The organism is Leptolyngbya sp. AN10, assembly GCF_050565645.1.
Classification (GTDB): Bacteria; Cyanobacteriota; Cyanobacteriia; order Leptolyngbyales; family Leptolyngbyaceae; genus Leptolyngbya.
On record NZ_JBNXVP010000005.1, the window covers coordinates 264,816 to 276,938 of the forward strand.

7 protein-coding genes are annotated in these 12,123 nt (G+C 45.3%); all 7 read right to left on the reverse strand.

Annotated features, from left to right (window positions below; all coding sequences use genetic code 11):
- The 7 genes from ACQ4M5_RS09585 to ACQ4M5_RS09615 all read right to left on the reverse strand — a co-directional run bounded on the left by ACQ4M5_RS09585 (nt 1) and on the right by ACQ4M5_RS09615 (nt 11,875).
- Nucleotides 1-1,359, reverse strand: coding sequence for a HAMP domain-containing protein (locus tag ACQ4M5_RS09585; RefSeq protein ID WP_430675355.1), 1,359 nt, complete (start codon nt 1,357-1,359; stop codon nt 1-3).
- Between the two features lie 306 nt (nt 1,360-1,665).
- Entirely contained in the window at nt 1,666-2,982 is a 1,317-nt protein-coding gene (locus ACQ4M5_RS09590; protein WP_430675356.1) for a hypothetical protein, read from the reverse strand.
- 4 nt (nt 2,983-2,986) lie between these two features.
- The gene (locus ACQ4M5_RS09595; RefSeq protein WP_430675358.1) at nt 2,987-3,976 is read right to left on the reverse strand and encodes a phage tail protein; all 990 of its coding nucleotides are present in this window, start codon (nt 3,974-3,976) and stop codon (nt 2,987-2,989) included.
- Nucleotides 3,977-3,978: 2 nt separating this feature from the next.
- On the reverse strand, nt 3,979-6,162 hold the full coding sequence (locus tag ACQ4M5_RS09600; protein WP_430675359.1) for a putative baseplate assembly protein: 2,184 nt from the start codon (nt 6,160-6,162) through the stop codon (nt 3,979-3,981).
- 32 nt (nt 6,163-6,194) lie between these two features.
- The gene (locus ACQ4M5_RS09605) at nt 6,195-6,671 is read right to left on the reverse strand and encodes a GPW/gp25 family protein (RefSeq protein WP_430675360.1); all 477 of its coding nucleotides are present in this window, start codon (nt 6,669-6,671) and stop codon (nt 6,195-6,197) included.
- A gap of 124 nt (nt 6,672-6,795) precedes the next feature.
- Nucleotides 6,796-9,609, reverse strand: coding sequence for a hypothetical protein (locus tag ACQ4M5_RS09610; RefSeq protein ID WP_430675361.1), 2,814 nt, complete (start codon nt 9,607-9,609; stop codon nt 6,796-6,798).
- Between the two features lie 4 nt (nt 9,610-9,613).
- Entirely contained in the window at nt 9,614-11,875 is a 2,262-nt protein-coding gene (locus ACQ4M5_RS09615) for a hypothetical protein (RefSeq protein WP_430675362.1), read from the reverse strand.
- Between the last annotated feature and the right edge of the window lie 248 nt (nt 11,876-12,123).

The window sequence follows — 12,123 nt, forward strand, 5'->3', positions numbered from 1 at the left end:
TTACTTTGCTCCTCTCACTGCTTTTGCTCTTTCCAGAAGTCGCTGAAAATATTGTTCTTCAGTTGCTTCACCTTGCGTCTGATTCGATTGATTTTGTAGGTCTTTGAGTTGAGTTTGTAACTGTCGCTCTCGTGCGTAAACAATGTCTGTCATTTGTTCAAACACCCGCGCCAACTGTCCAATTTCATCCGATCGCGTTTTCACTTCTTCTAATCGCTGCGTATCAAATCGCTGTGCTTCAATATCTTGCGCGGTTTGAATAATTTTCTCGATCGGTCGAATGATCCATCGTGCCGTGGTTAAACCGAGCAGTGATGCTAATCCAGCGAGAGCAAAAGCAATCATCAAGCTCGATCGAGTATTGGCTTCGATCGATCCCATAAAGTCAGATTCGGGCACAACCATTACCAGCAACCAATCTATGCCGCGCTCATCTTGAATCGGCTCGATCTCAGCAAATTGGGTCTGACCATTGAACTCGAATTCAATAAACTGCGAAGACTTTACTTGCTGAAATTCACCCAGTCGCTTTGATAGTTCTTGTGATGTCGTTTTGATCAACGGATTATCGCTTTGTGAGATAGATAAGCGCTGAAGTTTTCCATCCCGTTCTACGATCGGCACTCCTGAAGAAGTCGCAACCAGTGTTCCATCTCGCTCCAGAATAAACATTTGCCCGGTGCGACTAAGGTTGGTAGTGCGAAGTAGATCGCTAAGTTCTGAAAGTGGCAAGTTATAGGCAAGCACTCCTTGAAGTTGTTGAGCGGTGTTATAAATTGGTGTTGTTGCCGCAATCATCATCACACCCGATTTGGAGAGATAGATTGGACTCCAGCCTGCTTTTCCAGATTCTTTTGCTCCCGTATACCAAGGACGAGTGCGCGGATCATAGTCGATCGATTCAATTTTCTCTGTGCGATTTCCCTGCTTGTCTAATCGATAGACATCTCGCTTTGTTCCAGTGGAGGCATCTTTGATATAGGCAGCAATTTCTTCTTTAGCTATCATTTCTACGCCGACAAAGTTCCCTTGCTCATCACCATAGGAAGGATAGATTAAGGAGCTTGCGTCTTGGGTTTGTTGCCAGAAAAAATCTTCTAATTGAGATAAGTCACTTAGACTTGCAAGCGAACTACGATCGCTGTTATTTAGCGTTTGATTAACGACTTGAGGACGCTGTAGATAAGACAAAATCCGATTATCGATTTGTTGTCCAGCGCGATTGGTGAGTTGTTTTGCAAAGTCAGTCATCACGCGGCGATTTCCTTCTAGCTGAATGGCTGCGGTGATTCCAGTCGCAATCAGAAACGGTGTGATGATTAAAATAGGTAGCGCTTGTCGGATCGAAATCGATGGCATAGCGGCTAAAGAATGAGGAAAATCATCGCAAGTTTAGAAGGATTCTCGATCGAGCAGTAGTAGCCAAAGGTCGAACTTCGATGCTTGATAATTAGAGGGTATTTGAGAAGTCATCTTTCATCGCATCAATCGCCCCTCGAATGAATTCGGGGCTATCGGAACAAAGTCTGTTGAAACAGACTGAAGAGACTGTTTCAATTGGCTTTCAGTCCCCTTTAGTGGACTTTTTCCGATAGACCGTGATTTCCAATCACGGGCGAACTGCAATCGAAGCGCAGAACCCTCTTATACCTCTCAAACATCCCCTTAGGCTAATTGCTGTAATTGCGTCAGATGATGTCTTACCCAAGCATAGTGTAGTAGATTGATGCCAAGTTCTTGAGCCGATCGAATCGTTTCTCTCGACAAAGTACGATCGCTGTTCTGCCAAGCGGTCGATAGCTCACCGAACATTACAATCAAACCCTCTCCTGCCCAAAGCTGAATCGGTTGGTGCTTCACTGTGGGAAGTGCGCTAAACAGGAATGGCTTTGAGAGCAATAAATGATCGTTTTGAAGCTGATTCCAAGGAATTAAGGTGGTATCTAGAGATTGGGCAAAGTCTTGATACGGTTGAATCGCGGATTGTGCGATCGCTTGAGTTGCGGTGTTAATTGCCTCCAGTTCAGAAGAAAGCGATCGACCCAAAGATTCCGTGTCCAATGTGTTCATTCTGGAGTTCGGAGAATATAGTTTCGTGTCGAGTTCTGCGATCGCATTCTCTAATTGTTGCTGCACCAGTAGCATCTCTCTGAATCTGGTATTCTCGATCGAACTTTCAATCAAGACTGTTCCACCTTGCTGAACATACTGTCGAATTGGCTCTAATTGTGATGCCGTAAACGAAAGTGCTGATGAAGATAAAACGACGAGTTGATGCTGATTCCAGTTTGTTTCGAGTTCGCGAACATTAATTTGTAAGTCCGGATAAAGTCCTTGACTCGATCGAGCTAATGATCCCAATCGATCGAGAATTTTCGATTGATTTAGTGTTGCAACTTGAACGCTTTCTTGCGCCTTAGACTGTGCTGAAACGCGATGTCTTAAATCTAGGCTATTGTGCTGAGGAAATAGTACTGAGGTTGCAGTTTCTATTCTTTCAATTCCTGGCTGTAATTCGACTCGACAAAGCTCAATTTCGAGAGCATCTGGTAAATGATTTTTCTCATCAATTCGGAAAGATTCTGCAACCAATTCCAAGCCAGAAGGACGATAAAGCTGATCAGGATCAACATAGCTAATGACAACATACACGAGCAACGGTTGATCATTGAATGGCTCAGAAGAAATCCGAAAGTCGATCGCTTCTGGAACCACGATCGGATTTCCTAACGCATCGATCGCAAGTCCCGGTTGAATCTGAATCCAGCGTCCATCTCGATACTGTGAAGTCACTTCTGCTGGCGCTTCAATCGGACAAACTCCCAATCCCCAAACAATTCCCGCCTGATTCAGCGATTGATACAGAACATTCTGGCGCTTGCGATGATAGTCATGCGCGTGTTTCCAGCGATCGGCATTGATTAACAATCCATCCGAAACTTGTAAGCGCTCAAAGGGTTGGAGTGAGGGAACTAATGTCATCAGATTAACCTTCTACGATCGACAATTCATAAGTACAAAACGCAGGCTTTTCTTGCTCGATGATGTAGCGAATCAATTTCTCATCGATCGACATCTCTGAGGGCTTCCGCAATCGAACAATGAAATGATAAGGACGACCCCGACCAAGTGCAGTGTCTTGACCGAGTGCAACTGTTCCGAGATGGAAAGCTTTGTAAGTTGCTTCTTCAATGCAAATATGTTTATCCGATTCATTGCTGAGATGATCATCGATCGGAAGGTTTGTGTATAGATGCAGAAAAAGCCGTAACCCTCGCCGAGTTCCCCGCCAGCGATAGATCTCGATCGCATTTTGAATCAATCGCCGCTGTTGTGCGACACTCCAACGCGGATCAGGTCGCCAATCTACCCAATGCGCTAGAAAGGGCAGTAAAGCTTGAGGTGCAGTATTTGGATTGAGATATGCCCAGAAGGTATCACTAGCATTAACAACAGGTTCAAATGCTTGCTCAAAGATCTTGAGAAATCGATTGATAAAATCAACTTCTCGATACACTGTTGGTAGAAATTGCGAATACTGACTCTGTGGACGAACAAAGAGATTCAGTGCTGCATATTCAATCTCTGGCTCGGTTTGCTCTGCCTCGTGATAAGAGACGACGACTTGCCCTTGATAGTCGATCGTTAATGTCTCACCCGATCGCAATGCGGTTTGATTCTCAAAGAAATCACTCGGAATCTGGAAATACAGAACCGCGTCCATTCTCCGTCCGGGTAATAGTTCTTGTCCTTCGACTCCAACTTGATGCCACGAAGCTGGACAATTACTTTCTAGTCGCAGATCAATGAATAGCGATCGAGTTCCCAAATTTTCTAATTGCACTAACAGTTCTGTGGGTTCTCCCGGATGCAATGTTAAGTTAAAGCCACTTGTTTCGGTGGATGGCGTTGCTTCCATCACCTTCATTGCAAGCAGTTGAACCCGCAACAATCGATTGGAAAACGTTTGCAGCATAGTTAGGCAATCAAGTTAATAGAATGATTGGCACGAAGTTGTCGATCGTTCCAAGAGCAAATCAGTCCCAATGCTCCCGGATCAATCGCAGTTTGCGGGGAAGGATTCCGAACCCATCCGGTCGATTGATATCTTAGTTCAAATAGCTGCACTGCTCCTAGATATCGCACTCCTTGAACTTGCTGGAACAATGCCACAATGTCGGACGGATACAAAGGTCGCCCAAATTCCCAACCCATACCATCTAAACCTCCGATAACTGGGTTTAAGAAACGATACAACAACGATCGTAATTGACGCAAAATCGTTTCTCGCGCTTGAGGATTGCTATAAACCGGATCAATTCCTACTTCAACCCGAACTGAAACTCCAATATACTCAGGTGTTTCGAGTTGAATTTGTACCCCTAATAGCTTTCGTTCATTCAGGTAAGCCAAGATTTGCTCTCTCAAGCTTGAACTAATGATCATTTGATCAGGATGAGTGCCTGAACTTTCATCGATCGAGCTTAAATTCACTTTCGGCACAATTAACAATCGAACGGTTCCTGCTGCTTGATTGTGACTCGCAGGCAAACATCGACAGCGGGCAACTCCACCTGCTTGTAAAGTCAAAGTTTCAAAGTCTTCGGGAGTGACAGCGCGATTGTTCGATCGTAGTAATTTCGGAACTCGAATTGCCGCGTGTTCTAACGATTCCGCATCTGTCCCATTTTGTGCAGGCTCATGATTAATCACGGATGCGACAAATGGAACTGCTGTTTTCAACACTCGCAACATTCCCCGTTGAACATTGCCTTGCTGTCCACCTCCTGTCCGATAAGACAGCATCCGAATCGTTGATCCGCGTGGTGGAATTGCTCCATACTGACGTTCTAAAGTCTCTAGTTCAGTCGGTGAAGTGACCGCTGCTCCTCGCTTCTGAGATTGAATCTGATTACGATCGTGCATTTCTTGGCGCAGTTGCATCGGTTCTCGAACTAACGGACCAAACTGCACCATTCCGGTTAAAGAATCAATCACATAATGTCGATCGTGAGCATCGGAAGCCGAGAAATCAGGGACTTCTTGCCAGGTCTGCGGCAAGCTATTCGGCGGGATCACTTGTAAATATTCGCCTTCAGTTCGACTTAAAACTGGAGCACCGAACAATTGAAATGTCTGTCCCGCAGTCCCATCGCTAGTTCCCAAAATTTCATCTTCAATTCGAGAGCATTGACTAGCAGGAACCATTCCCCCGATCGATTGTACGGATAGTCCTAAAACTTGCGGCGATCGACGATAATCAGGCTGTTTGCCATTGGTCGAAACACACACACAGCGTAACCAATGTCCTCGATACGATTGGAACTGCGACACTGGAAATTCCTTTGGCAAATGAAGAACTACATCTGCGGTTTGAACTGTATTCGGGCGTTGCTGGCTCAAATCACTAAAGCTAAATCCCTGAGTGCGATCGTCTTCTTCAGTCCGCAAAATTGGCTCCCAAGCTTGCCCATTCCACGCTTCCCACCGACGCGGTGGAACATGAGGATTGATCCCAGTCGAAGTTGCTGCTTCTCCTCGAACTGTAATCGAAACCACATTGCCGCTTAATGATTCTCGTGGATCAAACACTAGATAGAAGCAATTTCCGGGCTGTGGCTGTTCTGCAAACAAACATTGTTCTGCACCCGACCAAGCTCCATCTGATGTTTGTATCCATCGACTTGTGAAACAATCGCGTAAGTTTGCAGGCTGATCTTCTGTGGTTTCTGCGGTGAGAAAATGACGCAGCATTGGAACATCGATCGTTAAATCTTGATCGGTACTAAAGACGATCGCAGATTCTGCTTCTGTTCTAAGCGTTGCAACTTCAGTATTTTGAGCGATCGTATAAGGTTCAGATAAATTGGTGTTGAGATAGAAAGTTAAATCTGTTCGGGCAGGCATTGGAGGCTGGAGTCGCACCCCTAATAGTTCTAAAAAGGCAACATAGTTTCGACGCGGAACTTGATTGAATCGTTGAAGCATTTGCTCGGTCATCCAAGCAAACAACTCAATCATGGTTACACCCGGATCACTCGGATTAAAGTTTGTCCACTCCGGGCAATAGCGGGGAATTCTAAGTAGAGCTTCATCGACAAGATCTTGAAAACTGCGATCGTCTAAATTAGATTTGGGTAACTGAGGTAAAAAGTCCATCATAGAGCCATTGATTCGGATTTACTGAGATAAGTTCACCAATCTTGCAAAGCCTGAAATCCTCCCATCCCTTCCGCTTCTAGGTCTTCCCCTTCGTCTTGTTCTCCCTGAAGATAGAACGGATACACTAAACTTCGCGGCTCATAAGTTTCCAACACAGAATAGTCAATCAGAATATCAACTCGTCCATTGATCGGATCAGGTTCAGCTTGCACATTCTCAATCTCAATTCGAGGCTCCCACTGTTCTAATGCTTCTTCCACCGCAACACACATCAAAACTAATGTGTCCGAATTCAATGGAGCAAAGGTCAATTCAGACAACGTAGAGCCAAATTCTGGGCGACCAACCCGTTCACCCACATTTGTACTCAAAATCAACCAAATCGATTCCTCAATGCTGCGGTCTCCACTACTAAGCTGAACATTGCCTTGAACATTAATGCGAATCGGAAAGCTCCATCCTTTTCCAAGGAAAGCTTGCTCGGTCACGGTTTGAGGTAAATCTGACATGAGACACGATCGACTAACTGAGACACTCTACCCAAGGATCTCAGTCTGAAGTATTCGCCAAAAGTCGAGTCTTGACGAAAAAAATGCCGCAGTTTCTCATTGATAAGAACTACGGCAAAATTGGCTAGATATTATCAGAGATACCGATTAATGTTTCTTCGGTCGAAATAAATGCACTCTGTCGGAGTTGATTGTCTTTTACGATCGTAAGTCGATATTGAAACGATCGCTTCGTTCGATCTTTAAGCGAGATGCGTAATGGAACTGGCGCAGTTGATGTTCCCGATAGTTCTAAGCGTTCTTCACGGTTGTAGCGATTGACCGGATCATTGTATTTCACATCAATGAACGCCATTCGCAATGATCCAGGGGCAAACAAGGGGATGAATTGAATATCTAATCCAGCCTCGAATGGATCATTCAGCGCGATCGCGCTTACCTCGGTTGTGATCGTTTCAGATTCTTGCTTGGTTCCGTCTTTGAGATGATAGGTGAATCGATAATGGTACGATCGAGCATTCGGATCATCTAGTCGCAGTTTCCAATTCTGAGTTGCTGAAGTAGATGTAAACGTGAATGTCTTAGTCTTGTTCCAGCCTGTCGGACTTTGGTAAAGCAAGATTGCATCAATCGAATCTATCACACCCCAATCAATTCGATTCGGAACAACCCGCGCTTCTAAGAATCCCAAATGTTCAAATGGATTGATCGCAAGCGTTCGATCGTCTGTGGGAACCGCAGGAATTTCATAAGAGTAAGCCCGTCCTTCCCAATCTGAACCTGGATCAAAGTGATATTGAACGCTATATCTATAAGTCGTGTCAGCAGTCGAGTTCATGAACACCTCGAACTTTTGTTCAGTCGGCTCATTCGGTTCAAAGACAAAATCAGCATGTTTATGCTCGATCGCATTGTTTGGATTGCCATAGTCGATCGCAACTTGAGCCGATTTTAAGCCGATGCGTTCAAAGTCGATCGAGCCATCTAACTGAACAGTGAAAACTCGAAAGAATGGATCATCTAAATCGACTTCAACAAAGTGTTTGCGCTTGTCTGCTAAGTCATTGAGCAACAATCCGATCAAGCCTTGAGGCGCATAGGTTCGCTGCACTGCTTCAGAGCGATTGTATTGTAAGGTGACTGTTTTTTGCTCTTCTTGGTGAATGAACTTGAGCTTGAGTGCGATCGCTGGATCTCCGGCAATTGGTACTGGCTGGGGTGCGGGTGTTGGAGTTGGAGTCGGAGTTGGAGTCGGTGTTGGAGTTGGGGTAACACTAGCAGCAGGGCGGGAAAGTTTAGCTTCAATCTTTGCGGCTGGTGTAGCAATGACTTTTCCGGTGATTTCGGCAACGCGATCGCGAAAATCTCCGACTCTCTGAGGTTGGGCATCTCTGGCTCGTGTGTGTCCGAAGGCGTTCTCGGTAGTGCTGGTGACAAGCGGTAGGATTAGACCTTTCGCAACTTGTAAGCGCCGCTGAGAGAGCTTGAGATTGAAGGATTGTTTCTGTGGTGAATCATCATTCTCGAAACTGGCATGAGCCTTGATCGTGACATCTTTGGGAACTGCAAGTCGGTTTCTTACCCAATCTTTGAGTTGGTTGCCATCACCGGAAATGTGTGATCCTTGCGCGTCGGTAATTCCTTGGCGCGATGCTGTGTTTGAGAACTCTGTATCCGGTGGATTTGGGGTATTGTTCAGATAGTTCAGGTAAGTTCTCGAACTGGTAGACCAACCGGATTCGCGAGGTTTGTCATAGTCAAAGAAGAGATGGAACGTTTCATCTGTGGTCGTTGCAGGATATTCGACAATGATATTCGCGTTGGTATTGTCGGCAATGTCGATCGTGATTTGATTGTTGGCATCAAGCGATCGCACTTCACCGTTAACTCTTACGGTTGGATTAGTACCTCGAATGGTAAGGGTTTCAGCGGTTCCGGTTGAAGAGGGAGTATGTTCGATCGTACAGCCATCGGGTAAAGGGTTCGGATCGCGATTAGTAATTTCAAGCGTTGCAGATTGACGCTCCGAAGTTGAAGCGGGTGGAGTTTCAGGCGGATTCTCTGTGGGTGGATTGCTCGGAGACGGTCTATCGGGTAGTTCAGGGGCAGTGACTTGTCCGCCTGCGAGTTGACCCGGAGTTAAGGTTGGCTCAAACCATTCTTTGAGCAAGTTTTCCTTAAAAAAGTCGAGTGCCCATTTCTCTTTTTCGGCTCGATCGTCTGCACTGGAATAGTTAATCACCTCGATTTTGATTGCACCATTTTGCACCAAGCTTTCAAATGCAGCTTCGATTCCCACTTTGACAAAGTAGTATTGTCCGCTTAAAGCTGCACTGAAGTGATTGTAAACGCGCTTGAGATCTGCGGTAATTTTGACCTCTAAAGCAGGGCGCATTCCTGTGTATTTGAGATTGTAGAGAACGCCAACGGGCGTAGTTCCCTGCTCAAATGCTTGCTCTAAGATAGTTGCTCCTTCTTGGCTCAACGTTAAGCTTAACGTTGCTGAGTTCGTAGCATCGAGAGAAGGAATGGTTGCACCGAGAATCTTTTCAACGGCTTTGAATGTTCCATCGGGTGCGGTTGTTCCTCCAGAGCCTTGTAAGTTGAGAGCAACACAGGCGACGGTTCCTTCATCAAATGACACCGCAGAAAGTTTTGGTCGATCGGGGGCAAATGCTCTTAATTTCCCTAAGATTCTCTGTTCGATGGCGGGATCTAACTGCAAATCCACATCGAACATCAAATATCCGCCCCCTTTTGCCCCTCCTGCGACCGCTGCGGGCTTGTATTTAATAAAAGTGAAACTGGCACGTTTATCAGCACCTCTACGGGCGAATTTGACGGGACGAGGTAAATACCAGAATTGATTCGGATCGGCGTGATCCGCAAAAATCGTCGTATTCTCGATCGTTAAAGTTTTAGTTCCAAGTAACAGCATAGTTCTAGGCAACAGGTAAAAGGAGCAGATCAGTATTAGTCGTGATCCAATCAATTGATCGAGACAAGCCGTTCAGATAGCGGTAAGTGATGCGGTAGCGGTAGGCTGTCTTTTGCTGATCGGAATAGTCAAACTCGAAAGTTGCTCGATCGTTGTTCGATTCAAAGGTGAACAGATCCGAAAAGCTCAAACCATTGTCTTCATCTTCATAGTTCAGTTCGACTTGAATTTCTGCCAGTCGTTTCGTTGCAAAGTCTGTCTTCTTCGGCTGAACGGTGATGATGCGATGACCTTGCATATCAGTTCGGAGAATAATTCGTCGATCGTTGGTCACAGAAGGCGGAATCTCTAGCGTCCGACCGCCTTTGAATAGCAAAGTAACTTGATAAGCGATCGTGCGATAGTCTGGATTTACAAGATCCACTTTGAAAGTTTTAGAACTACTATCTTCTTTGTTGAACTCAAATGATTGTTCGACAAACACATCATTTTTCGCATCATCGTAAGTTAGATCTACAAAAGCTCGATCGACCAAATTCCAATCTAAGCTAGAAGCAATCGTTAGCGATCGCTTATTCGGTCTTGGATCGCGCAAAGTAATCCGTTCATCAATTCCATCTAAGAACGGCGTTTCAATGTCACGATTGTTCGCTGCACGATAAATCAGCTTGTACTGGAATTGTGTAAGCTGTGAATCGCGAACAAACATTTTCCAGGTCTGTTCACTGTGCGATTGATCTAGCAGAAAGCTATCATCCATCCGAATCCCGTTCTTTTCATCGGTGTATTTCAGATGCACTTCAACTTGTGGATAGCGATCCCAGGGAAAACTTAGAGCAACGATCGGGATATGAACTAGCGAATAAAGTTCACGCGGATTGATTTCTAAACTATCCCCATCGAAAATAGTTGGAGCCGATTCAACTGCGATCGGTCTTTCATTCCCATCAATGCCTTTGAAGGTTACTTTGTACTGAGCCGTAACATCCCGCTGCATGATCGAATTGTTGACAATACTTGCCCAATCGAGTTGAGTCCGAGCATTGGAAGACTCTAACAGCACATTCGTAGGCGAACTTCCATAGTTCAATCGAACATTGATCGAGCTAATTGAGTCCTCCTCAAAGTTGCCGCGAGAAATCACTGCTAACCGACGACGCTCAAACCAAGGATCATCCAAATCGACCGACAGAATAAAGTCTTTCAGGTCTAATCCTTGTTGAGCGATCGTGCGAGTTAATCCGCTCAAATGACCTTGTGGATAGATGCTTCGTTTAACAGTGGTTCGCTCGCTGATATTGACATCCAGAGATTTACGATCGATGCGCGTATAGTCCAATTTCTTATACGAGAAAGTCCCCATCGAAGCCCATCCGCCCGTCGTCGCAATTTGAGAAACGCGATCGGCAACATACAACGCTTTATCCCATCCATCTTTTTCCTCTTTCACAGGATCAATGCTAGGTTTGAAAAACGCACCGGTGATCATATCGCGAACTTCGTTCACCGCTTGATCTCGTCGTCCTAGCACTGCGCTTTCGTCTTCTCCTTCTGGCACAAAAGTATCTGCTTCAATCACGATCGCTCGATTTTCGATCAGTTCATCGACCGCTTTATCAATGTCGATCGACACAAACATCGCATCAATTCCGAAGTGTTCATCCAAATGCTTCTGAACTCGATCCCAATCGACGTTAAGCTTGACTGAGTAAGCAGGACGAAGCGCCAAATAATCGAGTGAGTAAACAATCCCGATCGGAGACATTTCACCTTGTAGCGCTTTCTCCATCACCGTTACACCATATTGATCCAGCGCAACGGAAAAGGCAGCTTGGTTACTTCCATACAAAGAAGGTTTCGCAGATTGATCAATCTTGAGTACAAACTGAGGAGTACTACTCGGATTTGAAATATCGCCTGTTTGCTTACCGAGTAACAAGAGCCGTACAGTACCATCCACTAAAGGAACCGGAGCTAGGCGAGGAGTTTGAGATAGATTTGCAACTTGTTTGAGCTTTTGACGAATTTTCTCTAAAGCTTCCTCTTCAATGCCAATGTTGACATCAAAGTTGAGAAAACCGCCATTGCCTGCCTTACCACGATACTTGATCAGTTGAATTTGGGGGATTTGTTGACCTGTGATTTTGTCCTCGATCGTGGTCAACTTCGGCATCAATGGCAGATAGTAATATTGCAGCGGATCAGCATGATCGCTAAAGAGTGAAACGCCTTCGATGATGTGGAAAGGTGGATTGAGATATAGCATGATTGTTTCTTTGACTTGTGGAGGAGTGGGATCTGATTTTTGTAGAGAAATCGGATCTCAGTTGAACATCGACTCAGATCTTGCATTAGTCTTAACAAGCGATTTTCAAGGCTCTTGTTCATCGCATTCGCCCGCCCCGGAATGAATTCGGGGCTATCGGTGCGAAGTCCGTTGAAACGGACTGGAGAAGCTGAAATGGTTTCTCAGTCCCGTTTAGGGGACTTTGTTCTGTTAGCCCCGAATTCATT